24 protein-coding genes and 1 riboswitch are annotated in these 25,844 nt (G+C 73.9%); of the genes, 8 read left to right on the top strand and 16 right to left on the bottom strand.

Annotated features, from left to right (window positions below; genetic code table 11):
• Positions 1–32: 32 nt before the first annotated feature.
• The 5 genes from SOY78_RS02975 to SOY78_RS02955 all read right to left on the bottom strand — a co-directional run bounded on the left by SOY78_RS02975 (position 33) and on the right by SOY78_RS02955 (position 2,480).
• Positions 33–314 (bottom strand): HU family DNA-binding protein, encoded by a 282-nt coding sequence (locus SOY78_RS02975; RefSeq protein ID WP_002858339.1) that lies wholly within the window; start codon positions 312–314, stop codon positions 33–35.
• A gap of 229 nt (positions 315–543) precedes the next feature.
• On the bottom strand, positions 544–849 hold the full coding sequence (gene rpsN / locus SOY78_RS02970) for a 30S ribosomal protein S14 (RefSeq protein WP_002858338.1): 306 nt from the start codon (positions 847–849) through the stop codon (positions 544–546).
• 1 nt (position 850) lies between these two features.
• Positions 851–1,018, bottom strand: a complete 168-nt coding sequence (gene rpmG, locus SOY78_RS02965; protein ID WP_002858336.1) for a 50S ribosomal protein L33 — start codon at positions 1,016–1,018, stop codon at positions 851–853.
• A 1-nt stretch (position 1,019) separates the two neighbouring features.
• Positions 1,020–1,256, bottom strand: coding sequence for a 50S ribosomal protein L28 (rpmB, locus tag SOY78_RS02960; protein ID WP_002858335.1), 237 nt, complete (start codon positions 1,254–1,256; stop codon positions 1,020–1,022).
• A gap of 468 nt (positions 1,257–1,724) precedes the next feature.
• Positions 1,725–2,480 carry a VIT1/CCC1 transporter family protein gene (locus SOY78_RS02955; RefSeq protein WP_060973850.1) on the bottom strand — a complete coding sequence of 252 codons (756 nt, stop codon included), beginning with the start codon at positions 2,478–2,480 and terminating at the stop codon, positions 1,725–1,727.
• A 169-nt stretch (positions 2,481–2,649) separates the two neighbouring features.
• Between SOY78_RS02955 and SOY78_RS02950 the strand changes: the two genes are divergently transcribed.
• Positions 2,650–3,933 (top strand): NRAMP family divalent metal transporter, encoded by a 1,284-nt coding sequence (locus tag SOY78_RS02950; RefSeq protein ID WP_063188857.1) that lies wholly within the window; start codon positions 2,650–2,652, stop codon positions 3,931–3,933.
• A complete protein-coding gene (locus SOY78_RS02945) occupies positions 3,926–4,738 on the top strand; it encodes a putative hydro-lyase (RefSeq protein WP_324701767.1) in 813 nt (270 codons plus the stop codon). The genes SOY78_RS02950 and SOY78_RS02945 overlap by 8 nt, the downstream gene beginning before the upstream one ends.
• Before the next feature lie 22 nt (positions 4,739–4,760).
• Here the strand turns inward: SOY78_RS02945 and SOY78_RS02940 are convergent, their stop codons facing one another.
• The 5 genes from SOY78_RS02940 to SOY78_RS02920 all read right to left on the bottom strand — a co-directional run bounded on the left by SOY78_RS02940 (position 4,761) and on the right by SOY78_RS02920 (position 11,116).
• Positions 4,761–5,468 carry a GntR family transcriptional regulator gene (locus SOY78_RS02940; RefSeq protein ID WP_041104493.1) on the bottom strand — a complete coding sequence of 236 codons (708 nt, stop codon included), beginning with the start codon at positions 5,466–5,468 and terminating at the stop codon, positions 4,761–4,763.
• Positions 5,465–7,243, bottom strand: coding sequence for an acetyl/propionyl/methylcrotonyl-CoA carboxylase subunit alpha (locus SOY78_RS02935; protein ID WP_060774875.1), 1,779 nt, complete (start codon positions 7,241–7,243; stop codon positions 5,465–5,467). The genes SOY78_RS02940 and SOY78_RS02935 overlap by 4 nt, the downstream gene beginning before the upstream one ends.
• On the bottom strand, positions 7,240–9,000 hold the full coding sequence (locus SOY78_RS02930) for a carboxyltransferase domain-containing protein (protein ID WP_230259741.1): 1,761 nt from the start codon (positions 8,998–9,000) through the stop codon (positions 7,240–7,242). The genes SOY78_RS02935 and SOY78_RS02930 overlap by 4 nt, the downstream gene beginning before the upstream one ends.
• On the bottom strand, positions 8,997–9,764 hold the full coding sequence (locus SOY78_RS02925; RefSeq protein WP_061867671.1) for a LamB/YcsF family protein: 768 nt from the start codon (positions 9,762–9,764) through the stop codon (positions 8,997–8,999). The genes SOY78_RS02930 and SOY78_RS02925 overlap by 4 nt, the downstream gene beginning before the upstream one ends.
• A gap of 200 nt (positions 9,765–9,964) precedes the next feature.
• Positions 9,965–11,116, bottom strand: coding sequence for a glutathione S-transferase family protein (locus tag SOY78_RS02920; protein ID WP_036383805.1), 1,152 nt, complete (start codon positions 11,114–11,116; stop codon positions 9,965–9,967).
• 12 nt (positions 11,117–11,128) lie between these two features.
• Here SOY78_RS02920 and SOY78_RS02915 point away from each other — a divergent pair, with 12 nt between their 5' ends.
• Both SOY78_RS02915 and SOY78_RS02910 read left to right on the top strand, forming a co-directional pair.
• Positions 11,129–11,944: an MBL fold metallo-hydrolase gene (locus tag SOY78_RS02915; RefSeq protein WP_036383807.1), complete on the top strand. Its 816-nt coding sequence runs from the start codon at positions 11,129–11,131 to the stop codon at positions 11,942–11,944.
• Positions 11,945–12,017: 73 nt separating this feature from the next.
• Positions 12,018–12,554 (top strand): universal stress protein, encoded by a 537-nt coding sequence (locus tag SOY78_RS02910; protein WP_324701765.1) that lies wholly within the window; start codon positions 12,018–12,020, stop codon positions 12,552–12,554.
• Positions 12,555–12,570: 16 nt separating this feature from the next.
• Here the strand turns inward: SOY78_RS02910 and SOY78_RS02905 are convergent, their stop codons facing one another.
• Positions 12,571–14,148 (bottom strand): mechanosensitive ion channel family protein, encoded by a 1,578-nt coding sequence (locus SOY78_RS02905; RefSeq protein ID WP_256998916.1) that lies wholly within the window; start codon positions 14,146–14,148, stop codon positions 12,571–12,573.
• Positions 14,149–14,279: 131 nt separating this feature from the next.
• Between SOY78_RS02905 and hisD the strand changes: the two genes are divergently transcribed.
• Together hisD and SOY78_RS02895 are read left to right on the top strand one after the other, a co-directional pair.
• A complete protein-coding gene (hisD, locus tag SOY78_RS02900; protein ID WP_135040549.1) occupies positions 14,280–15,596 on the top strand; it encodes a histidinol dehydrogenase in 1,317 nt (438 codons plus the stop codon).
• Between the two features lie 10 nt (positions 15,597–15,606).
• A complete protein-coding gene (locus tag SOY78_RS02895) occupies positions 15,607–15,975 on the top strand; it encodes an RNA-binding S4 domain-containing protein (protein WP_002855797.1) in 369 nt (122 codons plus the stop codon).
• Positions 15,976–16,022: 47 nt separating this feature from the next.
• Here SOY78_RS02895 and SOY78_RS02890 read toward each other — a convergent pair whose 3' ends face one another.
• A complete protein-coding gene (locus tag SOY78_RS02890) occupies positions 16,023–16,637 on the bottom strand; it encodes a hypothetical protein (RefSeq protein ID WP_225941377.1) in 615 nt (204 codons plus the stop codon).
• Between the two features lie 192 nt (positions 16,638–16,829).
• Positions 16,830–16,949: riboswitch (SAM riboswitch) on the top strand.
• 73 nt (positions 16,950–17,022) lie between these two features.
• Between SOY78_RS02890 and SOY78_RS02885 the strand changes: the two genes are divergently transcribed.
• Together SOY78_RS02885 and SOY78_RS02880 are read left to right on the top strand one after the other, a co-directional pair.
• Positions 17,023–17,547: a flavin reductase family protein gene (locus SOY78_RS02885; RefSeq protein WP_061867666.1), complete on the top strand. Its 525-nt coding sequence runs from the start codon at positions 17,023–17,025 to the stop codon at positions 17,545–17,547.
• Positions 17,548–17,785: 238 nt separating this feature from the next.
• Entirely contained in the window at positions 17,786–17,989 is a 204-nt protein-coding gene (locus SOY78_RS02880; RefSeq protein WP_020628179.1) for a cold-shock protein, read from the top strand.
• A gap of 214 nt (positions 17,990–18,203) precedes the next feature.
• On the opposite strand, the gene SOY78_RS02875 is transcribed toward SOY78_RS02880, so the two are convergent.
• The 4 genes from SOY78_RS02875 to SOY78_RS02860 all read right to left on the bottom strand — a co-directional run bounded on the left by SOY78_RS02875 (position 18,204) and on the right by SOY78_RS02860 (position 25,815).
• Positions 18,204–19,424, bottom strand: coding sequence for an MFS transporter (locus SOY78_RS02875; RefSeq protein ID WP_141843343.1), 1,221 nt, complete (start codon positions 19,422–19,424; stop codon positions 18,204–18,206).
• A 119-nt stretch (positions 19,425–19,543) separates the two neighbouring features.
• Positions 19,544–21,556, bottom strand: coding sequence for an FMN-binding glutamate synthase family protein (locus SOY78_RS02870; protein ID WP_324701764.1), 2,013 nt, complete (start codon positions 21,554–21,556; stop codon positions 19,544–19,546).
• 13 nt (positions 21,557–21,569) lie between these two features.
• Complete coding sequence (locus tag SOY78_RS02865) at positions 21,570–22,151, bottom strand: acyl-CoA thioesterase (protein WP_324701763.1); 582 nt, start codon at positions 22,149–22,151, stop codon at positions 21,570–21,572.
• 19 nt (positions 22,152–22,170) lie between these two features.
• Entirely contained in the window at positions 22,171–25,815 is a 3,645-nt protein-coding gene (locus tag SOY78_RS02860) for a bifunctional proline dehydrogenase/L-glutamate gamma-semialdehyde dehydrogenase (RefSeq protein WP_324701762.1), read from the bottom strand.
• Positions 25,816–25,844: the final 29 nt, after the last annotated feature.

Raw genomic sequence — 25,844 nt, 5'->3', positions numbered from 1 at the left:
CGTGGGTCCGGGGACCCGCACCGCGACCGGGATCACTCGGAGGCGGCGGCCTTGAGCTTGGAGCCGGCGGTCACCTTCACGGAGTGGCCGGCCGGGATGGTGATCTCCTCGCCGGTGCGCGGGTTGCGGCCGGTGCGCTCCTTGCGCTCGGTGCGCTCCACGGCCAGCCAGCCCGGGATCGAGACCTTCTCGCCCTTCTTGACCTGGGCGGTGAACACCTCGAAGAGGGCGTCCAGCACATCGCTGACGGCGGCCTGGGTGTTGCCGGAGCGCTCGGCGACGGCGGCGACGAGTTCCTTGCGGTTCATGGCCATGGGTCCTCCCTATGGGACGTCGGTTACGGTTCCCGGGCCGTTCGGACCGGGCTGCCAGTTGTGAACGTACCACCTCTCCGCGGGCGAATCGCCCCCTGAACCGCGAGAATCCGCGATTTCCCGTGACCCGGGTGGCCCTCATCCCCGGGGCACGACGACGGCGGCGCCCCTCCTGAGGAGGGACGCCGCCGTCGCGGTGGTGCCGAGCGCCCGGAGACCGGGCCTCAGGTCACCAGGAGGACTTGGTCACGCCGGGCAGCTCGCCACGGTGCGCCATGTCGCGGAAGCGCACGCGGGAGATGCCGAAGCGCTGGAAGGTGCCGCGGGGGCGACCGTCGATGGCGTCGCGGTTGCGCACGCGGACCGGGGAGGCGTCGCGGGGCAGCTTCTGCAGGCCCAGGCGGGCGGCCTCGCGGGCCTCGTCCGACGCGTTCGGGTCCACGAGGGTCTTGCGCAGCTCGAGACGCTTCTCGGCGTAACGGGCCACGATGGCCTTGCGCTGCTCGTTCTTGGCGATCTTGGACTTCTTGGCCATCTCAGCGCTCCTCTCGGAAGTCGACGTGCTTGCGGACCACCGGGTCGTACTTCTTCAGGGTGATGCGGTCCGGGTTGTTCCGGCGGTTCTTGCGGGTCACGTAGGTGAACCCGGTGCCGGCGGTGGACTTCAGCTTGATGATCGGACGAACGTCCTTGTCCTTGGCCATGTCAGAGCTTCACTCCCTTCGCGATCAGGTCCGCCACGACGGCGTCGATACCGCGCACGTCGATGGTCTTGATGCCCTTGGCGGACAGCGTCAGGGTGACGTTGCGGCGCAGGGAGGGGACCCAGTAGGTCTTCTTCTGGATGTTGGGGTCGAACCGGCGCTTGGTGCGACGGTGCGAGTGGGAGATGCTGTGGCCGAATCCCGGCCCAGCCCCGGTTACCTGGCAGTGAGCTGCCATGATCACTCCTCGTGGCAAGTAGTAGTAAAAGGACGGGCGGAACCCGCATGGCGGCGAGCCGCGGACCTGTCCGCGGACACCTGTTGTGAGCCCCGCCCCGGGTGTGGACACCGCACTCTTACTGCGACTTCTCGAAAAGGGGGACCAGGCTGGGTGAGAGCCAACCGAAGTTCCTTATGGGATCGCTGGTGTGGACGGTGAGCCCCGGTCCGTCCTGAGGACGTCCCGGGATCCGGTCTGCGGGAGCGCGTTGCTTTTCCGACCCGCCGTCCGCCCGGTCACCTGACCGATGGAACGACGAGAACAACGCGGCGTGCGCCGTCCCACCTTACGCGAACCGTGGGCGTCGCTTCAACTCGGCGGGGGGCGCCTGTGGTATGCGCACGGTCCTCGGCCCCCAGGGCCGCTCCGCTCGTCACGGCTCGGCGCGGCCACGGGCGCTGGGCCGGCCCACCCCTCCGGCGTGGATCAGGCGACCGACGCCCCCAGCAGCGAGCCCACCGCGAAGGTCAGGCCGAGCGCCAGGGCGCCGCCGAGGACGACGCGCACGGCCGCCCGCAGCGCGGGCGCGTCGCCGAGCCGGGCCCCGACCCAGCCGGTGACGGCGAGGGCCACGAGGGTGACGCCGAACGTGAACGGGACGCGGAGGCCCACCGGCGCCAGGACGACCGTCAGGAAGGGCAGCAGCGCGCCCACGAGGAACGCGAGGAAGGACGCTCCGGCGGCGGCCCACGGGCTGACGACGTCCTCCTCCGCCATGCCCAGCTCCATGCGCAGATGCGCGGCGAGCGCGTCCTTCTCGGTGAGCTCCCGCGCGGCGGCCTCGGCCGTGGCCCGGCTCAGGCCGTCCGCCTCGTAGAGCTGCACGAGCTCCTCCAGCTCGCCCTCGGGATCCTCCTCGAGCTCACGGCGCTCCTTGGCGATCAGCGACTTCTGCGAGTCGGAGGACGAGGAGACGGACACGTACTCGCCCAGCGCCATGGAGAAGGCGCCGCCGACCACGGCGGCGGCGCCGGCCAGCAGGATCGGGGTGAGCGCCGTCGTCGCACCGGCGACACCGACGACGGTGGCCGCAACGGACACGATGCCGTCGTTGGCGCCGAGCACGCCCGCCCGGAGCCAGTTGAGGCGGGCATGCACGCCGCCGGCGGCGTGCGGCTCGTCGGGACCGCCCGGCGGGACCTGATCGGTCAGGGGCGAGGACTGTTCAGACGTGTGCGACATGTCTCCATGCTCGCGGCGCGGGGCGGGGCGCGCCAGGCAGGTGAGGCGGTCCTTCGGACGGGGACGCCACGACACCCGGTCTCGCTGTTGCCAGGATTGTTCAACAACAGCTACCGTCTCCCCCAGCGCCTCGTGACGCCCGTCACCTCGCCCGGCGCCCTCGACGAAGGTGACCACCGTGTCCCACGCAGACATCCCCTACGCCGGGCCGGACGACTCGACCCCCTCGGGCACCGCACCGAAGACGGACTCCCGTGCCGCGAGCGCCACCCGGCGCACCGCACTGCTCGGCGCCATGTTCCTCATGGCCACCTCGGCCATCGGCCCCGGCTTCATCACGCAGACCGCCACGTTCACCGTCCAGATGGGCGCCGCGTTCGCGTTCGCCATCCTGGTCTCGATCCTCATCGACATCGCCGTCCAGATGAACGTGTGGCGCGTCATCGGCGTCTCCGGCATGCGCGCCCAGGAGCTGGCGAACCGCGTCCTGCCCGGCCTCGGCTGGGTCCTCGCCGCGCTCGTGTTCCTCGGCGGCATGGTCTTCAACATCGGCAACATCGCCGGCACCGGCCTCGGCGCGAACGCCATGCTCGGCGTCGACCCCCTGATCGGTGGCGGCGTCTCCGCGCTCATCGCGCTGTTGATCTTCCTCTCCAAGCGCGCCGGCGTGGCCCTGGACCGGATCGTGGTGGCGCTCGGCGCCGTCATGATCCTGCTGATGCTGTACGTGGCCATCACCTCCGCCCCGCCCGTGGGCGAGGCCCTGCGCCAGTCCGTGATGCCGGAGGAGGTCGACTTCTTCGTGATCGTCACCCTCGTGGGCGGCACCATCGGCGGCTACATCACCTACGCGGGCGCCCACCGCATGATCGACTCCGGAGTGAAGGGCGTGGACGACGTCCAGGACATCACCCGCAGCTCCGTGGCCTCGATCCTCGTGACCGGCCTGATGCGCGCCCTCCTGTTCCTGGCGATCCTCGGCGTCGTCGCCTCGGGGGCGGTGCTGTCCAAGGACAACCTGGCCGCCTCCGCCTTCCAGGCCGCCGCCGGCGACATCGGCCTGCGCATGTTCGGCATCGTCCTGTGGGCCGCCGCCGTCACCTCCGTGATCGGTGCGTCGTACACCTCGATCAGCTTCGTCACCCGCTCCACCACCAGCGCCCGCACCCGCAACCTGCTGACGGTCGCCTTCATCGTGGTCTGCACCGCCCTCTACCTGGCGCTGCGCCAGGCACCGCAGACGCTGCTCGTGTTCGCCGGCGCGTTCAACGGCATGATCCTGCCGGTCGGCTTCGCCGCCCTCCTGTACGTGGCCTGGCGCCGCCGCGACCTGCTGCACGGCTACCGCTACCCCGGGTGGCTGCTCGTGATCGGCGCGCTCGCGTGGATCGTCTCCGTGTTCATCGCGGTGCGCGGGTTCATCCCCATGGTCGAGATGATCACCGGTGCCTGAGATGACCACGACGACGCCGCTGCCGCCGCTGGACGGCGCCACGACCCCCGCGCAGGCCCGCGAGCGCTTCCGCGCGGGGCTCGTGCGGCCGACCTCGGGGATCGCCGACGGCTACGCGCAGGCGAACCTCGTCTCGATCCCGCAGGACCACGCCTACGACGTCCTGCTCTTCGCCCAGCGCAACCCCCAGGCCCTGCCGCTGCTCGGCGTGTTCAAGGCCGGCGAGGTCAACGGCCCCGCACTGGACGGCGACGTCCGCACGGACGTGCCGCAGTACGTGGTGTACCGCGACGGCGTCGAGACGGACCGCCCCACGGATCTGCTCGACGTGTGGCGGGACGACCTCGTGACGTTCGTGATCGGCTGCTCGTTCACCTTCGAGTCCGCCCTGGTGGCCGAGGGCATCCGGATGGCCCACCAGGACGCCGGTGTGAACGTGCCGATGTACCGCACCACGCGGCGCTGCGCCTCGGCGGGCCGCCTCTCGGGCCCGCTCGTGGTCTCGATGCGCCCCCTCCCCGCCGACCGCGTGGCCGACGCCGTGCGCATCACCTCCCGCTACCCCGCGGTGCACGGCGCGCCCGTGCACGTGGGCGACCCGGCCGGCCTCGGGATCACGGACCTGGCGGCACCGGACTTCGGCGACGCCGTCGAGGTCCCGCAGGGCCACCTGCCCGTGTTCTGGGCGTGCGGGGTGACGCCGCAGGCGGCGATCATGGAGTCCCGCCCGCCGCTGGCCATCACCCACGCTCCCGGGCACATGCTCATCACGGACCTGCCGGACCGGATGTTCCAGGTCCCGTGACCGCCCGGGCCCGGGGAGGCGGTCAGTCCCCCGCGGCGGCGAGGTGCGCCAGGACGAAGTGCTCCGCCTCGTCCAGGTAATCGCCGAACATGGCGTGCACCGCGGGCAGGTCGCCGGCCAGCAGCCGCTCCACGATCCACCGGTTGCGGTCCGCGAACTGCATGTGCAGGCGCGTCTGCTCGTCCATGGGGTGGAACGCCAGGCGCACGCGGGCCTGCACCGACGCCATGAGGCGGGTGAGCTCGGGGGCGCCGGCCAGGTCCACGATGCCGACGTGGACGCGATGGTTGGCGTCGCCCAGGACCCGCGCGGGGGTGTCCGGGCCGCCCGAGAGCAGGTCCTGAGCACAGCGCAGGTGGCGCGCCGCGCCGGGGGTGAGCTCGCCGTGCTCGAGGGCGCCGAGCTGGATCACCCGACGCGTGCGGTACAGCCCACGCACGTCCTCCGGACCCGGCGCCGTCACGAACACCCCGCGGTGCGGCCGTCGCTCCACGAGGCCCTCCGAGGCCAGCATGGTGAACGCCTCGCGCAGGCTGTTGCGGCTGACCTGGAGCTCGGCGGCCAGCGCCACCTCTCCCAGTCGCTCCCCCGGCACGAGCCCGGCCGCCGCGATCCGCTGCCGCAGCTGTGCGGCCGCGGCCACGGGAGCCGGAGCCGGGGCGGACTCGCCGCCGCCGACGCCGGGCGCGAGGCCTTCCCCGGTGACACCGCCGCGCGCCGGCACCGTCACGCCCCCAGCCGGGCGATCGCCTGGCCGCGCGTCACCGAGGCCGGGGTCTCGGCCACGAGGAGCTGGATCCGGCCCGCACGCGGGGCACGGATCGGCGTCTCCATCTTCATCGCCTCCACGATCGCGACCGTGTCACCCTCGGCCACCTCGGCGCCGTCCTCGACCTTCCACGAGGCCAGGGTGCCGGTGACCGGCGAGGCCACGGCGCCGTCGTCGTCGGCCTTCCCGGCGCCTGCGGCAGCGCCGGCCGGGGCCGCGGCACCCGCGCCGCCGCCTCCGAGGAGGGCCGCGTAGAGATCGGCGGGCAGGCCCAGGCGCACGGCGCGGCCGTCCAGCTCGACGGTGACGGCGGTGCGGCCGCCGGCGGGCACCTCGGCGCCCAGGTAGGGGGACTCGGCCAGCGGCTCGGCGAACTCGGACTCGATCCACGTGGTGTAGACGCCGAGGCGGTCCCCCGAGGTGAAGGCGTCCTGCTCGAGCACGGCGCGGTGGAACGGCACCACGGTGGGCACGCCGTCGACGCGCAGCTCGGCCAGGGCGTCGCGGGCGCGGGCGATGGCCTGGGCGCGGTCCTCGCCCCACACGATGAGCTTGGCGAGCAGGGAGTCGTACTCGCCCGGCACCACGGAGCCGGTGCGGACGCCCGAGTCCATGCGGACCCCGGGGCCGGTGGGGGCCTCGAACGCGTCGATCGGGCCGGGCACGGGCAGGAAGCCGTACGCCGGGTCCTCGGCGTTGAGGCGGAACTCGAGGGCGTGGCCGCGCGGCGTCGGGTCCTCGGGGATGCTCAGCGGCTCGCCGGCGGCGACGCGGAACTGCTCGCGCACCAGGTCCACGCCGAAGACCTCCTCGGTGACCGGATGCTCCACCTGCAGGCGGGTGTTCACCTCCAGGAAGCTGATGAGGCCGTCCGGGGCCACGAGGTACTCGACCGTGCCGGCCCCGGTGTACCCGGCGGCGCGGCAGATCTCGCGGGCGGAGGTGTGGATGCGCTCGCGCTGCTCGTCCGTGAGGAACGGCGCCGGGGCCTCCTCCACGAGCTTCTGGTTGCGGCGCTGCAGGGAGCAGTCGCGTGTGCCGAGCACGGCCACGTGGCCGTGCTCGTCGGCGAGGACCTGGGCCTCCACGTGGCGGGGGCGGTCCAGGAAGCGCTCCACGAAGCACTCGCCGCGGCCGAACGCGGCGACGGCCTCGCGGACGGTCGCCTCGAACGCGTCCTCGACGTCGCCGAGCTCGCGCACCACGCGGATGCCGCGGCCGCCGCCGCCGAAGGCCGCCTTGATGGCGATCGGCAGGCCGTGCTCCTCGGCGAACGCGCGCGCGGCGGCGGCGTCCGGCACGGGGCCGTCCGAACCCGGCACGAGCGGGGCGCCCGCCTGCTGGGCGAGGGAGCGGGCGGTGATCTTGTCGCCGAGGGCGCGGATGGCGTCCGGCGACGGGCCGATCCAGGTCATCCCGGCGTCGATCACGGCCTGCGCGAAGTCGGCGTTCTCGGAGAGGAAGCCGTAGCCCGGGTGCACGGCGTCGGCGCCGGCGCGGCGGGCGACGTCCAGGACCGCGTCGATCTTCAGGTAGGTGTCCGCCGAGGACGCGCCCGGCAGGTGGAAGGCCTCGTCCGCGACGGCCACGTGCAGGGCGTCGGCGTCCGGATCCGAGTAGACGGCGATCGAGGCGATGCCGTGGTCGCGGGCGGCGCGGGCCACGCGCACGGCGATCTCGCCGCGGTTGGCGATGAGCACCCGCGTGACGGGGCGGGCGACGGGGGTGGTGGTCATGCGGGGGTCTCCTCGGAGGGCGATGCGGAGTCGACGACGGTCTCGGCGCCGGGGCGGGGATGGGGGACGAAGCGGACGCGGGCGCCCGGCGGCAGCTGGGCCGCCAGGCTGAGGTCCGCGCGGGCCACGACGCCGATCACCGGGTAGCCGCCGGTGACCGGATGGTCGGAGAGGAACAGGACGGGCTCACCCGAGGGCGGCACCTGCAGCGCGCCGCGCACGGCGCCCTCGGACTTCAGCTCACCTTCGCGCACGCGCTCGAGCGGTGCGCCGTCGTCGGGGGCCGTGAGGCGCACCCCGATCCGGTCGGTCTGCTGGCTCACGTCCCAGTCCTGCGTGAACAGCCGCTCCAGGCCCGCCTCGCCGAACCAGTCGTCGCGGGGGCCGGGGACCACGCGCAGCACGGCCACCTGGCCGGGCGCGGGCATGGGGCGCAGCGAGGTCTCCGGGTCCCCCACCATCACGACGCCGGCCTCCTCCGGGGCGGGGGTGCCGGCGGCGGTCGGGCTCGCGGCGGAGGCGCCGGCGGCGCCCCTCGCATCCGGGCCGACGCGGCGGGCGAGGCGGTCCCCCGCCGTCAGCGGGGCGGGGCCAAGCCCGGACAGGGTGTCGGTCGAGCGGCTGCCGAGCACGGGCGGCACGTCGATCCCGCCCCGGAGGCCCACATACACGCGCAGGCCGCCGACCGGCTCGTCCACCGTCAGCGTCTGGCCGTCCAGCACGACGAACGGGGTGCGGGCGGGCACCCGGCGCGTGGCGCCGTCGGCCGCGGTGATCGTCCCGCCTGCCTCGGCGCCGGCCAGGGCCATCACCTGGTGGCCGTGCGCGGTGAGGGTGAGGCCGCCCAGGACGGTCTCCAGCACCGCCTCGCGGGAGCGGTTGCCCACGAGCCGGTTCGCCTGGCGTGCCGCGTCCCGGTCGGCCGCGCCAGACGCGACGACGCCGAGGTCGCCCAGGCCCGGGCGGCCCAGGTCCTGGACCAGGGTCAGGAGCCCCGGGTCCACGACGGTGACGCCGCGGCGGCCGGCCACGGACGGGAGGCCGGCCGCGGCGTCGTCGGGCGGGGTGTCCTCGACCGCGGCGTCCGCGCCGGAGGTGACGGACGCCGTCGGGCGCACGGGGACGTAGCGGACACGGTCGCCGGGCTGCAGCAGGGCGGGCTGCTCGCGGCCGAGGTCCCACAGGGCCGCGGTGGTGTGCCCGAGCAGCTGCCAGCCGCCGGGCGAGGTGCGCGGGTAGACGGCGGAGAAGGCCCCGGCGACGGCGACGGCGCCCGCGGGGACGGCCGTGCGGGGCGAGCTGCGACGGGGCGCCTCGAACGGGGCCGCCTCGGAGGCGCAGTACATGAACCCCGGCGCGAAGCCGCCGAACGCGGCGAACCAGTCGGCCTCGCTGTGGGCCCGGATGACGCCGTCGACGCCGAGCCCGGTGAGCCGGCCGACCTCGGCGAGGTCCTCACCGTCGTAGACCACGGGGATCTCGACGACGCGGCCCCCCGTCAGCTCACCGGCGTCCGGGGTGACGGTGCTGACCCGCGGTGCGGCGTGCTCGGCGGCGGCCTGCGAGGTGAGGGTCACCAGGACGGTCGCGGCGGCGGCCATGACCTGGCGCTGGCCGCGCTCCGGGTGGGCCGTGAGGTGGGCGTGGACGGCCATGACGTCCTCGAGCGAGGCGCACTCGACGAGGAAGCCCTGCGTGCCGACCCAGCGGATCGCGCGGGCCGGCGGTGTGGCGGCGGGGTGACGTGGGGCGCTCATGCGAAGGCCTTGATGGACACGCCCGCGCCCTCGAGCGCGCGGCGCACGGCCGCGGCCATGGCCACGGCGCCGGGCGTGTCGCCGTGCAGGCAGATGCTCTCGGCGTCGACGCGCACGTCCGTGCCGTCCACCGCCGCGACGACGCCCTCGGTGGCCAGGCGCACCATGCGGGCGGCGACGGCGTCCTCGTCGTGGAGGACCGCGCCGGGCTCGCGGCGGGAGACCAGCGTGCCGTCCGGGTTGTAGCCGCGGTCAGCGAAGGCCTCGGCGACGCCGCGCAGCCCCGCGGCGGCGGCCTTGTCCAGGGCGACGGAGCCGGGCAGGAGCAGCAGCGGGAGGTCGGAGCCGAACGCCTTGACGCCGTCGACGACGGCCTGGGCGTGCGCCTCGTGACGGACGATCGTGTTGTAGAGGGCACCGTGCGGCTTCACGTAGCGGACCCGGCCGCCGGCCGCGCGGGCGAGCGCGTCGAGGGCGCCGATCTGGTAGAGGACGTCGTCGGCCAGCTCGGTGGGCGTGCAGTCCAGGAAGCGGCGGCCGAAGCCGGCGAGGTCGCGGTAGCCCACGTGCGCGCCGATCGTGACGCCTGCGGCGACCGCGTCACGGCAGGTCTGGGCGATCCCCGAGGGATCGCCCGCGTGGAAGCCGCACGCGACGTTGGCGGAGGAGACGGAGGGCATGATGGCGGCGTCGTCCCCCATCGTCCACGAGCCGAAGGACTCGCCGACGTCGGAGTTCAGGTCGATCTGCGGCGCGTGAGACACAGTGCAGTCCTCTCGGATCGGGCCCGGCTGAGGTGCCGGTCACACAATCTTGAGGCATGAGGGGGGATTGTTCAACAATCCCCGGCGCGCCCTTCTGACGCTCACCCGGTCCACTCGGCAACGCGGGTTGAGTTATCGCGGGTGTCCCAGCCCGGGACCCGCGACAACTCAACCCGCGTTGCGGGCCGGGCCGGGCGACCTCACCGCAGCGGCGTGTGCTCCGGGTCCACGCGCTCGCCCTCGCGCACGGGCCCGGGTGCGGTGCCGCCGCCCCACGGGTCGCCGCCGAACTCCTCGCGCCCGTGCTCGCTCAGCCAGCTCGCCAGCTCCGGGCCCGCGGGCACGATGCCCGTCGGGTTGATGTCCTCGTGGACCACGTAGTAGTGCTCCTTGATCTGCGCGAAGTCGATCGTGTCGCCGAAGCCCGGGGTCTGGAACAGGTCGCGCGCGTAGCCCCACAGCGCCGGCATCTCGGTCAGCCTGTTCCGGTTGCACTTGAAGTGCCCGTGGTACACGGGGTCGAACCGCACCAGCGTGGTGAACAGCCGCACGTCGGCCTCGGTGATCCGCTCCCCCATCAGGAAGCGGCGCGTCGTCAGGCGCTCCTCGAGCCAGTCCATCGCGGTCCACAGCCGCTCGTACGCGGCGTCGTACGCCTCCTGGGACCCCGCGAAGCCGCACCGGTACACGCCGTTGTTCACCTCGGTGAACACGCGCTCGATCACCTCGAACATCTCGTCCCGCTCCGGCCCGGCGTCGGGGATCAGCTGCGGGGCGCCGTCGCGGTGGAACGCGGTCCACTCCGTCGAGAGGTCGAGGGTGATCTGCGGGTAGTCGTTGGTCACGACGCCGCCCGTCGGCACGTCCACGATCGCCGGCACCGTGATGCCCCGCGGGTAGTCGGGGAACCGCGTGAAGTAGTTCTCCTGGATCCGCTCGGTGCCGAGCACGGGGTCCTTCCCGCCCTCGTCGAGGTCGAAGGTCCAGGACCGCTCGTCGTGGGTCGGCCCCGGGGTGCCCAGCGAGATCGCGTCCTCCAGGCCGAGCAGGCGCCGCACGATGATCGTCCGGTTCGCCCACGGGCACGCCCGCGCCGCCACGAGCCGGTAGCGGCCCGCCTCGACGGGCCACGCCTCGGCCCCCTCGGTGAGCCCGCCGCCCACGCGACCGACCGTGGACGGCTCGGCCACGGGCAGGGCCCGCACGGCCTCCGGGTCCGCCACGATCCGGTCCGCGATGTAGTTCGTGTCCCGCGTGAACTCCGCCCCGGACTGCACGTAGTTGCCCTTGAGCCCCTCGCGCGTGTCGATGGTGCCGCGGTCCGCGGCCTGGCCGGTCTGCTGGTTCTCCATACACTCGAGCCTATGACAACGACCACCGCCACACCCGGCCCCACGCCCGCCCCGCTGGTGCGCTGCGTGACCGCCCAGAACCCCTCCCCGATGACCCTCGCGGGCACCAACACGTACGTGGTCGCCGCACCGGACTCGGACGCGGCCGTCGTGGTGGACCCGGGCCCGGAGGACGACGTCGCCGCCCACCTCGAGCGCGTCCGCGCGGCGGCCGAGGGGCGCCGGATCGCGCTCATCCTGGTGACGCACCGGCACGCCGACCACACCGGCGGGGTGGACGCGTTCCACGCGGCCACGGGCGCCCCCGTGCGCGCCGCGGACCCGGACTGGTGCCGCGGCGGGGCCGCCGTCCTGACGCCGGACGAGCGGATCGACGTCGCCGGCACCCCGGTGCTGGCGTGGCCCACCCCGGGCCACACCTCGGACTCCTACTCGTTCGCCGTCCCGGACGCGGGCGCGCACGGCGCGGCCATCACGGGCGACACCATCCTCGGCTCGGGCACCACGATGCTCGACCACCCGGACGGCACCCTCACCGACTACCTGGCCAGCCTGCGCCGTCTCGAGGCGGCGGGCCCGCTCACGGTGCTGCCCGCGCACGGGCCCGTGCCGGAGCCGCTGGACGTCGTCGCCCGCGACTACCGGCACCACCGCGAGGGCCGCCTGGAGCAGATCCGCGCCGCCCTGGCCGAGCTGCCCGAAGGCCAGGCGGCGACGATCACGCCCGAGGACCTGGCCCCGCGCATCTACCCCGGCCTCACCGGCACCGTGGCCCGCGTGGCCGTCCAGACGGTGGCCGCGCACCTGCGCCACCTGCGCGAGGGCTGAGCCCCTCCGCGGCGGGCCCGGCCCGCACTACGCTGACCTCAGACCCGACCCCTCGACCCCGCGGAGGCACCCCATGACCATCCTCGTCGGCTACGCCCCCTCGAAGGCCGCGGACGCCGCTCTGGACACCGCCCTCGACATCGCCCGCTCCACCGGCGAGCACGTGGTGGTGGTCAATGCGGGCCCCGGCGGCGAGCACCGCACCAAGTCCCTCGTCACGGAGGAGCAGCAGCGCGGCGTGCAAGCCCGGTTGGACGCCTCCGGCGTGACGGCCGAGTTCCGCCAGTACGCACGCGGCCGGTCCACGGTGGAGGAGATGAAGGACGTGGCCTCGGAGCTGGACCCGTCCATCGTGGTCATCGGCGTGCGCCGCCGCGGCGGCTTCGGCCGGTTCGTCATGGGATCGGTCTCGGACGAGCTGCTGCAGGAGATCGATCAGCCCGTGCTGTGCGTGAAGGAGTACCGGCAGTACGGGGACCACACGCCCGAGGCCGTGAGCCACGTCGCCGAGACGGACCCGGCCGCCCACGGCCTGCCCGCGTCCGAGCCGATGGCCGAGCGGCGTCGGCTCACGCCCGTCGATCCCGGGGACCCGACGCTCGAGCGCTGAGCGCTCCCGCCGCGCCTCAGTCCTCGTCGTCCTGACGGCGGCGGGTGACGGCGTCGTCGAGGAGGCCGTCCGCGTGAGAGCCGGCACCGCTGCGCCGTCCGGCCTCGTCCGCGGCCGCGGCCTCCGCCGCCTGCTTGGCCTGCTGCGCGCGCCGCTCGGCGAACGCCTCCTCGCCCGGGCCGGCGAGTTCGCGGTTGCGCTGCACCGCCGTCATCGAGCCGGTGTACAGGCCGGAGTGGTCGCCCACGCGGGTCAGCGGTGTGGTGAGGGTGTCCGGGCGCGGATCGGCGCCGTCGACGCGCGGCAGCGGCGCGGTGCGCGGGCGCGGCTCGCGGGCCGCCACCCCGGAGCCGTTCGGGCCCGGCTCGCCCGTCCGGTCGCCACCGCGAGCCCCTGCATCGGATCCCTCGGAGGCGGGCGCCGCGTCGTCGTGGGCGGGGTGCCGGTCCACCATGCGCTGCACCACGATGCCCTCGGGGTGCTCGTGGCGCAGGAAGGCCACGAGGTCCTCGCGCACGAGGCAGCGCAGGTCCCAGAGGTCGCCGGAGTTGCGGGCGGAGACCACGGCGCGGATGCGCACGACGCCGCCGGTCGCATCGGTCACCTGCAGCGCGTGCTCGCGTCCGTCCCACAGGTCCGTGGACTCGAGCAGCTGGGTGAGTCGTGCGCGCAGCGCGTCCATGGGCACGCGCCAGTCCACGTCCAGCTCCACGACGCCGGAGACCTCGGCGCCCACCCGCGTCCAGTTCTCGAACGGCCGGGTGGTGAAGTGCGAGGACGGGTAGACCATGCGGCGGCCGTCCCAGAGCTTGAGCACCACGTTGGACAGGGTGATCTCCTCGACGGTGCCGAACACGCCCTCCATGTCCACCACGTCGCCCACCCGGATCGCGTCCGTGAAGGCGAGCTGGAAGCCGGCGAACACGTTGGTCAGCGTGGACTGCACGGCCAGGCCGGCGATCACCGAGATCACACCGGCGGAGGCGAGCAGGCCGGCCCCGAGCGAGCGCACCTCGGGCACCCCCAGCAGGACCACGGCGACGGCCACCACCACGATCACCGCGTTGAGGATGCGCCGGATCAGGATGGTCTGCGTGCGGATGCGTCGCTCGCGGCAGTGCTCGACGCCGGTCTCCTGGTAGCGGCCGAGGATCCCCGCCTCGATCACACCGACCAGGCGCCACGCGGCCCACGCGCCCGCCGCGGCCACGGCGATGAGCATCAGGAACGACGCCGGCCGGTACCAGGCCTGCTCCTCGGCCATGACCCCGAGCCAGATCCGGGAGGCCAGCAGGCCGGCGGCGACGGCGGCCGGCAGGCTCAGCCGTGCGGCGCCGTGCTGGAACGCGGGGCGGCGCACGAGCACGACGCGTGCCACCTGCAGGGCCAGGTACACGACCGCCGCGCCGATCGCGAACGCCATCAGCACGGTCAGCAGCGTCCCCCATTCCACGCCGAAGGCCCGGGTGGTGGCGGCCGCCCCGTCCTGGATGTCCCCCTCCACCCCGGACGGCACGGTCTCGCCCGCCAGGAGGCGGTCCAGGGCGGTCAGCAGGGGCGGGGTCGCGAGGGCGGGCAGCGCGGGGAAGACCATGACGACAGTCTGACACCCGCCCCCGGACGCACCCCGGAGAAGAGCACAATGGAGCCTGACCGTCCGCGCGGTCCGGGCCCGGCCGTCGTCGCGCCCCGTCCCGCCGGCCCGCCGCCCCCCTGGAGGAATCCGTGCTCTCCGTCACCGACCTGCGCCCGCTCGACACCGCCACCGCGGACCTGTCCCGCATCATCCCGCGGGCGAACGTGGACGTGTCCTCCGTGGTGCCGGTGGTCGCCCCGATCATCGAGCAGGTCCGCCACGGCGGCGAGCAGACCCTGCTGGAGCTGGCTGAGCGGTTCGACGGCGTCCGCCCGCCGGCCCTGCGCGTGCCCGCGGAGGCGCTCGAGGCCGCCCTGGCCGGGCTCGACCCGCGGGTGCGCGCCGCCCTGGAGGAGTCGATCCGCCGGGCCCGGCTCGTGCACGACGCCCAGCACCCCCAGGACTCCACGGTCGAGCTCGGCGAGGGCGCCGTCGTGGAGAACCACTGGATCCCCGTGGGCCGCGTGGGCCTGTACGTGCCCGGCGGCCGCGCCGTGTACCCCTCCTCGGTGGTGATGAACGTGGTGCCCGCGCAGGCGGCCGGCGTGGGGAGCCTCGCGGTGACCTCGCCCCCGCAGCGGGACCACGGCGGCCTGCCCCACCCCACCGTGCTCGCCGCGTGCGCGCTGCTGGGCGTGGACGAGGTCTACGCGGCCGGCGGCGCCCAGGCCGTCGCCATGCTGGCGCACGGCGTCCAGGACGACGACGGCGGGTGGCTCTGCGCGCCCGTCGACCTGGTGACGGGGCCCGGCAACGTGTACGTGGCCGCCGCCAAGCGCGCGCTCCAGGGCGTGATCGGCGTGGACGCCGAGGCCGGGCCGAGCGAGATCGCCGTGATCGCGGACGGCACCGCCCGCGCCGACTGGGTGGCCGCGGACCTGATCAGCCAGTCCGAACACGACCCGCTGGCCGCCTCCGTGCTCATCACGGACTCCGAGGACCTGCTCCGGGACGTGCAGGCGGCGATCGAGGCGCAGGTGCCCGGGGCGTTCCACGAGGACCAGATCCGCGAAGCCCTCACCGGCCCCCAGTCCGGCGTGCTGCTGGTGCGGGACATGGACCAGGCCGTGGAGGTCTCCGACCGCTACGCCACCGAACACCTCGAGATCCAGACGCGCGACCCCGAGGCCCTCGTGGGGCGCATCCGCAACGCCGGCGCCGTGTTCGTGGGCCCGCACGCCCCCGTGCCGCTGGGCGACTACTCGGCCGGGTCCAACCACGTGCTCCCCACCTCGGGGACGGCCCGGCACTCCTCCGGTCTGAACACGGTGACGTTCCTGCGCCTGCAGCAGCGCATCCGCTACACGGAGACCGGGCTCAAGGAGGTCGCGGACGGGATCGGCGTGCTGGCCGAGGACGAGCGCCTGCCCGCGCACGGCGCCGCGATCCGCGCCCGCTTCGCGTGAGGGGGCGGGCGTGAGCGGCGTCCGCATCGACGCGTGGCTGTGGGCCGTGCGGCTGTACAAGACCAGGTCCGCCGCGACGGCGGCGGTGCGCGCGGGCCACGTGCGCATCGACGGCGAGCCGGTGAAGGCGGCGACGCCCGTCGTCGTCGGGAACCGGGTGCGGGTGCGCCAGGACGGACGCGAGCGGATCCTGGAGGTCACGGGGCTGATCGCCAAGCGGGTGGGCGCCCCCGTGGCCCGGCAGCAGTACGTGGACCACTCCCCGCCGCCCGTGCCGCGTGAGCTGCTCGCGGTGCCGTACCGCGAGCGCGGCGCGGGCCGGCCCACCAAACGGGACCGCCGGCAGCTGGACGCGCTGCGCGGCCGCGACCGACGCTGAGCGACTCAGTCCTCCCCGCGCCGTCATCCGCCGTCGTGATGGCGGCCTCATGCGGAGGGTGCGGTCAGCACCATCCAGAACGGCTTGTCGTTGTCCACCGTGGCGGTGAACGTCATCGGCCCCGCCTCATCCACGGGGGGAGTCGCCGCCGACCAGCCGCCGCACAGCGCCTCCGACCCGGCCATCCAGGTCTTCGTTCCCCCGCCACCCCGTGAGGTCAGGATCTCCGTCTCACCGGTGGCATCCGAAGGACACAGCACGATGACCCGAAGGACCGCACCCTGTTGGGCGTCCACGGTGATCTGCTGTGTGCCCGTCCCGACCGCCTCCTCCAGGACGGACTCCTTCTCCGGGTCGAGATAGCCCGCATCCGGATGCCGGCGCGTGTACTCGACCAACGTCATCCCGTCCTCCTCGAACAGCGCGGCGGGGAGTGCTTCTTCACCGGCGGGTGACGACGCGGACGAACCGGTGGCGGAGGCCGACCGGGTTGCCGAGGGGGCCGCTGACGTCACGGTGACGGAGGACGCCGCAGCGGTGGATGCCTTCGCGGTGGAGGAGACGCTGCCCGGGGAAGCGGAGCATCCCGAGATGGCGATACCGAGGAGAGCCGCGACGACCACGGCGGCCGACAATGCCGCACGCTTCTTCTCGATGTCCATCCGCATGATCCGATCCCTCTCAGAGAACCGATTGCGGGGCCGCGGGCTGCGGTCTCGAGCCCCCCTCTCGAGTGGCTTGATCCTGGCTGGCGATGCACGGTGTGTCAAGCATCACATCGGGCAGCTCGGATGACGCCGCGCGACCGCCGCGCTTTGACCACCCCACGGACCCCTCCGTAGGCTGATCCCCAGAATCACGAGTTCCCGTCATTCACGGCCCTGGCCGGCGGGACGGCAACCCTCTCACGCAGTAGTGGGGTGCTCCAGGTGATGATTCGGCCCCTCGGACACCCCGACGGGCAAGTACCGCGCCTCCGCGGATCCGGGCGATCCGCGTTCCCGCCGTCTGCGGAGCCGCGCCAGTCATCGGAAGAGGACGCGCGCCATGACCCTGACCCACGAACCCCACACCGCCGCGTGGGACACCGACCTGTCCCTCGGCAACCTCCGCTCCGGCCTCTCGGCATTCCCCACCGGGGTCGTCGCGCTGGCGGGCCTCGCCGACGACGTCCCCGAGGTGATGGTCTCCTCCTCCTTCGGCGTGGGCATCTCCTGGGAGCCGGCCCTCGTGTCCTTCTCCGCGCAGAACAGCTCCCGCACCTGGCCGCGCCTGCGCCGGGCCGGGTCGATCGGCGTCTCCCTGCTCGCAGCGGACCAGACGCCGCTGTGCCGTCAGCTGGCCGCCCGCGAGGGCGACCGCTTCGCCGGTCTCGACGTGCACCGCAGCCCGCACGACGCCCTGCTGATCGGGGGCTCCTCGCTCTGGCTCGAGACGCGGGTGCACGCCGAGGTCCCGGCGGGCGACCACACGGTGGTGCTGCTGGAGGTGACGGCCTTGGCGGATCACACGGACGCCGCTCCCCCGGCCGCCCTGCACCGCAATCTCTTCCACGGCCTGCGCGCGCTCTGAGCGAACTCCAGGTGAACAATCGGGCCCCTGGTTCCCGGTCGGCGAGATCCGTGCAATGATGGAGCCTGAAGTTGATCAAGCTGTATCCCGCCATCTTCACTGCTCGTCAGCCCGGCATCGCCGGCGTCGATGAGTGTTGGGCAAGCGGTTCAGTCTCGCCGCTTCACCCGCGTCCCACCTCCGGGCCGCGGTCCAACACCGCCACCGCACCGCGGGGGCACATCGAAAGGACACCATCATGGCTGTCGGTACTGTCAAGTGGTTCAACGCTGAGAAGGGCTACGGCTTCATCGCCCCCGAGGACAACTCCGCGGACGTGTTCGTGCACTTCTCCGCCATCCAGGGCGGGGGCTTCAAGGAGCTCCAGGAGAACGACCGCGTCGAGTTCGAGACCCAGGACGGCCCCAAGGGCCTCCAGGCCGCCAACGTGACGAAGCTCTGATCTTCGCCTGACGCACGGCTTCCGACGCCCCCGGTCCGCACGGACCGGGGGCGTCGTCGTGTGCGCTTCCGTGCGTCCCGCACGCCCGCGCACTGCGCCGCACTCCGCCGTACGCCCGTTCGACCGCGGCGCTGCGACATCACCGCAGGGCTGCACTGCGGTGATGTCGCTGAGGCGCGGTCCTCCGCGGTGGGTCTCGTCCTGGCCCTGCGCGTCAGGCCGCGCCCCGCCGGCCCACGTGGCGACGCAGCAGCAGCACCACGCCCAGGGCCAGCAGATACCCGGCCGCGACGACCGCGAAGCCGGCCCGGTAGTCGCCCGTGACGTCGCGCAGCACGCCCATCAGCAGCGGGCCCAGGGCGAAGCCGGCGTACATGCCCATCGAGTTCGCCCCGGTCGCACGGCCGAGCCGCTCGGCCGGCACCTCGCTCAGCAGGCCCGCGTTGATCACCACGTTGGCGCCCAGCACCGTCAGGCCGTGCACCGCGGCGCCCACCCACAGCAGGGCCGGCAGGTCCAGCAGGTCCGCGGCGAGGAACACCACGACGCCGGCCACGGCACCCAGGCAGATCACGGCCAGCAGGGTGGTGCGCCGGTCTCCGGCACTCATCCGCCGGCTCCACCCGATCCGGGAGAGCACCCCGACCACCCCGGACACGGCCGCCGCGGCGCCGCCGGCCACGAGCGTCATCCCCAGCGTCTCGACCGCGAAAAGCGGCAGGTACGTGTTCGTGGCCTGCATGCCCAGGCCGGTGAGGAACGCGATCGCCGCGAAGAACCAGACCGTGGCCGGCAGGGGCGAGGTGTCCCGCCGTCGTCGCCCGCCGACGGGGCCGGTGGCCGGCGGCGGCGCCCCGGGCAGCGGCGGGGCGGCGACCAGCGCGAGCACCCAGAGCGCCCCGATGAGCACCGCGGCCCCCAGCGCGGCGCCCGTCCAGCCGAGGGCGAGGGACGCGGCCGGGAAGAACAGGCCGCCGACCAGCTGCGCCGCCTGCACGCCGGACTGCTTCACCCCGACCCACCCGATGCGCCTCTCCGGCGGCACCACGGTCCGGATGATCCGGTTCGTGGTGGGGTTGGAGATGGCCTGCGTGACGCCCGCGACGGCGGCCGCCGCGTACAGCACGGGCAGGGACGGGGCGACGGCGCCGAGCACGAGCGCCGCGGCGGTGCCACCGAAGATGATGCTCAGCTGTGCGCGGGCGGACAGGCGGTCGGCAGCCCAGCCGAGGCCGAGCGAGGTGACGGCGGCCGCCGCGAACACGACCGTCATCACGGTGCCGAGCTGGCCCGAGGTGACGTCGAGCCGCTCCATCACGACCGTGGAGGAGGCGGAGACGCCGTAGTTGAACAGGGGCCCGGCGCCCATGGCCGCCAGCAGCACCCACAGCAGGGCCGCGGAGGGGCGGCGAGCGGCGGGGGCGGGCGGGGTCACGGCCCCAGGCTACAACCCCTCACGCGACGAGGCGGGAAATCCATCTCATGGGCGCCCGGGGGCGTCGTGTGCGGTGGATTTCCCGCCTCGAAAGGGGCGGGGATGACTGCGGGGGCGGGTCAGCCGACGCGGCCCTCACCGCGGTGCTCGCCCTCCACGCGGCCGGTGGTCCCCCGCCGGGTGACCTCCTCGCCATCCTGGCGCTCGGGCCGCTCGCCGGCCTCCGCCGGCAGGCCGTCGTTCTCGTCGGTGGGCGTCTCGCCGGCGGTGGCGGCGGGGGCCGGATCCTGCGGGGCCCGACGGCGGCCGCCGTGCGGGGACAGCGACTCCCCTTCACTCAGCGAGCTGACGCGCGGCATCGGCGACGTGGTCAGCGGCACGGACTCGGCCCGCCGGGCGTCGACGAGCGTGGAGCCCGTCCCGGAGATGGGGGAGCCCTGCACGGGGGCGCCGGCCGCCTCGCGGCCCGGGATCAGCAGCTCGGAGCGCCATTCGGGGTCACGCTCGGTGAGGTAGTCCACGCGGGCGTGCTCGCCGAAGTGGTCCGCGTCCGCCTCCTCCCAGTCCATGGCCCAGCCGGCGGGCGGGTCGTTGAGCAGCTCGTCCGTGCGCAGCCAGTGGTAGATGGACGCGTACGAGCGGGTGCTCAGGTGGTCCACGCGGCGGCGCAGCATGCGGGTGTTCAGCTGGGACGGATGCGTCAGACCCATGGACGCCATGATCTGCACGGCCTCGCGCACGGTCAGGCGGTGGTAGTTGAAGACGCGGTTGCCCTTGTCCTCCACGTCGATGGCGCGCATCAGACGCGGGTCCTGCGTGGCCACCCCCACGGGGCACTCGTTCGTGTGGCACTTCTGCGCCTGGATGCACCCGGTGGCCATCATCATCGCGCGGGCGGACATGGTGAAGTCCGCGCCCTGGATCAGACGCTTGACGATGTCCGAACCGGTGGCGACCTTGCCGGCCGCGCCGAGCTTGATCATGTGGCGCAGGCCGGTGCCCACGAGCGCGTTGTGCACGAGCATGAGGCCCTCGGTCAGCGGAGTGCCCACGCGGTCCGAGTACTCGAGCGGGGCGGCGCCGGTGCCGCCCTCGGAGCCGTCCACGATGATGAAGTCGGGGGCGATCCGCTCCTCCCAGATGGCCTTGGTCATGGCCAGCACGTCCACGCGGGAGCCCACGCAGAACTTGATGCCGATCGGCTTGCCGTCCGAGAGCTCACGGAGCTGCTCGATGAACTTGACCATCTCGCGCGGGGTGCGGAACGCGGAGTGGGACGCCGGGGACAGGCAGTCCTTGTCCATCGGGATCTCGCGGGCCTCGGCGATCTCGGCGGAGATCTTCTCCTTGGGCAGCATGCCGCCCAGACCGGGCTTCGCGCCCTGGGAGATCTTGATGGTGATGCCCTTGACCTCGGGCAGCAGCGCCTTCTCGGCGAACTTCTCCGGGCTGAAGGTGCCGTCCTCGTTGCGGCAGCCGAAGTAGCCGGAGCCGATCTCCCAGAACAGGTCCGCCCCGTTGCCGCGGTGGTACTTGGTGAGGCCGCCCTCGCCGGTCTCGTGGATGAACCCGCCCAGGCCGGCGCCCTTGTTCATGGCGGTCACGGCGTTGGCGGAGAGGGAGCCGAAGGACATGGAGGAGATGTTCATCAGCGAGATGTCCACGGGCCGGCGGCAGTCCGGGCCGCCGATCCGCACCGTGGGGGGCTCCTCCGGCGGGTTGACCGGGGCGGTGGAGTGCAACAGGAACTCGTAGCCGATCTCCGAGGTGTCCCGCTCTGTGCCGAACGCCTTGTGGCTGTCCAGTCCCTTCGCACGGGCGTAGACGATCGAGCGGGTGTCCCGGTCGAACGGCTTGCCGTCGAAGTTGCGCTCGATGAAGTACTGCTGGATCTCGGGGCGGATCGACTCCAGCAGGTACCGCATGTGGCCGAGCACGGGGTAGTTGCGGAGGATCGCGTGCCGCTTCTGGGTCATGTCCCACACGGCGAGCACGAGCAGCGCCACCAGGAGGACCGCCAGCACCCACCACGCGCCGCCGCCGATGGCGGCCACCAGCACGACGACGAGCGCGGCCAGCGAGAGGGTCGCGACGATCAGGAGTCTGTTGTTCACCCGACCATCGTGCCCCATATCACTCGAACGTTCATCCTCGCCGCACTGTGTCGAGGTCCCACGTGTGGGGCAGGGGCGTCCGGGCCGACGGCAGGGCCACGCTGCGCCGCCACTCGTGCAGCCACTCCGGCAGCGTCGGCTCCCCCGCGAGGTCGTGGCCGGCCGCCGCCGCGATCGCCCGGACCTCGTCGTTCTCCACGGGGCGGCCGTCCTTCTTGCGCAGGCGCGTGCAGATGTACGCGCGCACCGCGACGTCGCCGTCGACCACCACGCGCTGCTCGAACCACACCGCGCGCTCATCCAGGCCGATCATCCGCGTCTCCACGTCGAACCGCTGCCCCAGGGTCACCGAGCGGCGGAACGCGATCTGCTCGGCCTGCACCACGGGCGTCCAGCCGCGACGGCGGATCTCGTCCCAGAGGCCGGTGCGGACCATCGCGTCGAAGCGGCCGAGGTCGAACAGCCCGAAGTACTGGCCGTTGTTGATGTGCAGGGCGATGTCCACGTCCGTGGGCAGGGCGCGCATCGGCAGCGTCGTCGGCTCCCAGAGCCCGGCGCGGGGGCGGCGGCGGGCGCGGGCGACGACCCAGATCGTGCGGGGGATCAGATGCATCGGAGGTTCCTCCTCGGGGTCACAGGACCCCCTCGGTCAGATGGTCCGGCGTGCCGAACCGGTGGGCGGTCACGGACACGGCCTGTTCGTGCAGGAACGGCAGCAGCTCCACCTCGCCGGCGCTCACCACGGGGCCAGCGTAGACCGCCACGTCGGGGGTGTCGCCGAGCGCCGCGTGCAGCGCGCGCCGCGCCGCCTCGGCCGCCTCCCGGTCGCCGGTCCAGTCGGCGACGAGCCGGATCCGTGCGTCGCCGCCGCCCTCCGCTGCGGGCGGGACCAGGGCCAGCCGCCGGGCGCGGTCGTGGAACGCGGCGTCATCCTCGACGACGACGTCCACCGGCGCGGCCGTGCCGGCACCCTCCGTGCGGACGGACCGGACCAGCTCCTCCACCCGGCCGCGCACGGCCTCGGCCGAGAGCCCGTCCGCGTCGGGCCCCTCCGCGGTGGGGGTCGGGCGCAGGCTCACGGTCATGGGCGCCCCGGCGCGCAGGCCGGCGGAGACGATGCGCAGCAGGTGGTCGGCGGGCCCCGAGTGCCGGCGCACGAGGACCGGGGTGGGCACGTGACGCAGCACGTTCCGCTCGGCCTCGAGCGCGGAGACGTCCGCGGCCACCCCGAACACGGTGGTCCACGCGTGGGTGTCGAGGGCGCGGGCGGTCTCGAGCCAGGACGCACCCGCACCGTCGGCCTCGGACCCGGGCCGTCCCTCTCCCCCGGCCCACGTGGGCGCGTCCTCCCAGTCCACGAGGCCGTGCAGGTAGTGCGGCCCGCCGGCCTTCGTGGTGGGGCCGACGACGGAACGCTTCCAGCCGCCGAAGGGCTGGCGGCGCACGATGGCCCCGGTGATGCCGCGGTTCACGTAGAGGTTGCCGGCGCGCACGCCGCGCAGCCACACGTCGATCTCATCCCGGTCCAGCGAGTGCAGCCCGGAGGTGAGGCCGTAGTCCACGGCGTTCACGATCCCGATGGCCTCCTGAAGCGTCTCGGCCGTCATCACGGCCAGCACGGGGCCGAAGTACTCGGTGAGGTGGGCGTCGGCGCCGGGGCGTACGCCGGTGCGGATGCCCGGGCTCCACAGGCGACCCGTCTCGTCCAGCTGCCGCGGGCGCAGGGCCCACCGCTCCCCCGGGCCGAGCTCGGTGAGCCCGCGGCGCAGCTTCTCGCCGGGGGCCTCGATGACGGGGCCCATCTCGGCGCGCGGGTCCGCGGGGTGCGCCACGTGCAGGGAGGAGGCGGCGTCCAGCAGCTGCCGGTGGAAGCGCTCGGAGGTGCCCACGGAGCCGACGAGCACCACGAGGGAGGACGCCGAGCACTTCTGGCCGGCGTGACCGAACGCGGACTGGACCACGTCCTTCGTGGCCAGGTCCAGATCCGCGGACGGGGTCACGATCACGGCGTTCTTGCCGGAGGTCTCGGCGAGCAGGTGCAGGTCGGGGCGCATCCCCTTGAACAGCCGTGCGGTGTCCCAGCTGCCGGTGAGGATGAGTCGCTCGACGGCCGGGTCGGTCACGAGCGCCGCGCCGACCTCCGCCTCGTCCTCGTCCGCCAGCGTCACCAGGCGCACGAGGTCCGCGGGGTCGTGCCCGGCGAGCGGGCCGCCGTCGTCGAACAGGCCCGAGTCCCGCAGCCCGGCCACGATCAGCTCCCACGCGACCGCGCCCGTCCGTTCGGACTGCGGGGCCGGCTTGAACACCACGGGCGAGCCGGCGCCGAGCGCGGCGAGGACGCCCCCGACCGGGATGGCCACGGGGAAGTTCCACGGCGGGATCACCAGGGTCAGGCGGACGGGCACGGCGCGAGCGCCCTCCACCGCGTCCAGGCCGCGGGCCAGGCGCGCGTAGTAGTGCGCGAAGTCCACAGCCTCGGAGACCTCGGGGTCACCCTGGTCCAGGGTCTTGCCGGTCTCGGCGGCGGCCACCTCCAGCAGGCGGGCCCGGCCGGCGTGCAGGGCCCGTCCGACGGCGTCCAGCGCGTCGGCGCGCTCGTGGCCGGTGAGCACGCCCCAGCGGGCGCCGGGGTCGGCGGTGGCGGCGATGGCGGCGCGGGCGTCGTCGGCCGTGGCGGCGCGGTGGGCGCGGACGGTGTCCGTCCCGAGGGCCGAGCCCGGGACGGCCGCGAGGATCCGGCGGGCCCACTCCCGGTTGCCGGGCAGCGCGGGGTCCGTGTCCGGGGTGTTGGCGAAGCCGTCCTCGGGGGCGGGGATCGGCCCGTCCTCCCCGCGGGACCGGTCCTGGACGCGGTTCGGGCGGGGCACGGCCGCGTCCAGGTGGCGCAGCGAGGCGCGGAAGCGCTCCTCCTCGCGAGCGAACAGGTCCGCGTCCGCGTCCAGGTCGAACACGGCGGACATGAAGTTCTCCGGGGAGGCGCCCTCCTCGAGGCGGCGCACGAGGTAGGAGATCGCCACGTCGAACTCCTCGGGCCGCACCACGGGCGTGTAGAGCAGCAGGGCGCCGACGTCGGCCCGGACGGCGGCGGCCTGGCCGGTGGCCATGCCGAGGAGCATCTCGAACTCCACCGCGGCCGGGTCGAGGCCGCGGCGCTCGATCAGCCGGTGGGCCAGGGCCACGTCGAAGAGGTTGTGCCCGGCCACGCCGATGCGCACGTGGGCCAGATGCTCCGGGGTGAGCGCGTAGTTGAGCACGCGCTTGTAGTTGGTGTCCGCCTCCTGCTTCGAGCCCACCGTGGCCAGCGGCCAGCCCATCAGGGAGGCCTGCATCCGCTCCATGGGCAGGTTGGCGCCCTTGACCACGCGCACCTTGACCGGGGCGCCACCGGCGGCGACGCGGCGCGCGGCCCACTCCTGCAGGCGCACCATGGCCGCGAGCGCGTCCGGCAGGTAGGCCTGCAGCACGATGCCGGCCTCGTAGTCGCGCAGGCCCGGCTGCTCGAGCAGGGCGGTGAACACGTTGAGCGTGAGGTCGAGGTCGCGGTACTCCTCCATGTCCAGGTTGATGAAGGTGTCCCGGTCCCGGGCGAGCTCGAACAGCGGGGTGAGCCGCTCGGTGATGTCCGCGACGGCCTCGTCGAACGCGTAGGGCGCGTGCGGGGCGGTGGCGGCGGAGACCTTCACGGACACGTAGTCGACGTCGTCGCGGCGGATCAGCGCGGCGATGCCCTCGAGCCGGCGGTCCGCCTCACCCTGGCCCAGGATCGCCTCGCCCAGCAGGTTGATGTTCAGCCGGGTGTGCTCGTCGCGCAGGGCCGCGATGGCCTTGCCGAGCTGCCGGTCCCGCGCGTCGACGATCAGGTGGGAGACCATGCGCCGCAGCACGCGGCGGGCCGTGGGGACGGCGATGCGCGGCACGAGCGGGGCGGCGCGGCCGCCGACGCCGAGGACGGCGCGCAGGGCCGGGGGCAGGAAGCCGGGGGCGCGGCCGGCGAGCTCCCGCAGCGCCCGGGCGGCGATCGCGGGGTCCTCGGGGCGGACCACGTGGTCCACGAAGCGCACGATGAAGTCGAGGCCGCCCGGCTCCTTCAGGGCGCCCGCCAGCTGGCGGGCCGCGAAGTCGGCCTCGTGGTCCCGGGACTCGGCGAGCCAGCGCCGCACCTGCACGACGGCATCGTCGGCGAGGGCGTGCAGGTCGGCGGGGTCGGGGATCCCGCCGGTCGCGCCGAGGACCCGGTCGAGATCGTCATGGTCCTGGGCGGAGAACATCGCGGTCATGGCCGCACTCTGCACGTGTTCCGGGTCAC

The sequence above is a fragment of the Micrococcus sp. HOU01 genome, from assembly GCF_035609305.1.
GTDB lineage: Bacteria > Actinomycetota > Actinomycetes > Actinomycetales > Micrococcaceae > Micrococcus > Micrococcus luteus.
The sequence above is the reverse complement of the archived record's forward strand: the minus strand, read 5'-3'. Positions and strand labels throughout refer to the sequence as shown.

Bases quoted from the DNA above. Each gene is read 5' to 3' on its own strand.
- rpmG (WP_002858336.1), bottom strand. From the start codon at position 1,018: ATGGCCAAGGACAAGGACGTTCGTCCGATCATCAAGCTGAAGTCCACC.
- SOY78_RS02955 (WP_060973850.1), bottom strand. From the start codon at position 2,480: ATGTCGCACACGTCTGAACAGTCCTCGCCCCTGACCGATCAGGTCCCG.
- SOY78_RS02935 (WP_060774875.1), bottom strand. From the start codon at position 7,243: ATGACCACCACCCCCGTCGCCCGCCCCGTCACGCGGGTGCTCATCGCC.
- SOY78_RS02975 (WP_002858339.1), bottom strand. From the start codon at position 314: ATGGCCATGAACCGCAAGGAACTCGTCGCCGCCGTCGCCGAGCGCTCC.
- SOY78_RS02865 (WP_324701763.1), bottom strand. From the start codon at position 22,151: ATGCATCTGATCCCCCGCACGATCTGGGTCGTCGCCCGCGCCCGCCGC.
- rpmB (WP_002858335.1), bottom strand. From the start codon at position 1,256: ATGGCAGCTCACTGCCAGGTAACCGGGGCTGGGCCGGGATTCGGCCAC.
- SOY78_RS02860 (WP_324701762.1), bottom strand. From the start codon at position 25,815: ATGACCGCGATGTTCTCCGCCCAGGACCATGACGATCTCGACCGGGTC.
- SOY78_RS02885 (WP_061867666.1), top strand. From the start codon at position 17,023: ATGACCCTGACCCACGAACCCCACACCGCCGCGTGGGACACCGACCTG.
- SOY78_RS02920 (WP_036383805.1), bottom strand. From the start codon at position 11,116: ATGGAGAACCAGCAGACCGGCCAGGCCGCGGACCGCGGCACCATCGAC.
- SOY78_RS02910 (WP_324701765.1), top strand. From the start codon at position 12,018: ATGACCATCCTCGTCGGCTACGCCCCCTCGAAGGCCGCGGACGCCGCT.
- SOY78_RS02870 (WP_324701764.1), bottom strand. From the start codon at position 21,556: ATGGGGCACGATGGTCGGGTGAACAACAGACTCCTGATCGTCGCGACC.
- SOY78_RS02880 (WP_020628179.1), top strand. From the start codon at position 17,786: ATGGCTGTCGGTACTGTCAAGTGGTTCAACGCTGAGAAGGGCTACGGC.
- SOY78_RS02905 (WP_256998916.1), bottom strand. From the start codon at position 14,148: ATGGTCTTCCCCGCGCTGCCCGCCCTCGCGACCCCGCCCCTGCTGACC.
- SOY78_RS02915 (WP_036383807.1), top strand. From the start codon at position 11,129: ATGACAACGACCACCGCCACACCCGGCCCCACGCCCGCCCCGCTGGTG.
- rpsN (WP_002858338.1), bottom strand. From the start codon at position 849: ATGGCCAAGAAGTCCAAGATCGCCAAGAACGAGCAGCGCAAGGCCATC.
- SOY78_RS02930 (WP_230259741.1), bottom strand. From the start codon at position 9,000: ATGAGCGCCCCACGTCACCCCGCCGCCACACCGCCGGCCCGCGCGATC.
- SOY78_RS02890 (WP_225941377.1), bottom strand. From the start codon at position 16,637: ATGGACATCGAGAAGAAGCGTGCGGCATTGTCGGCCGCCGTGGTCGTC.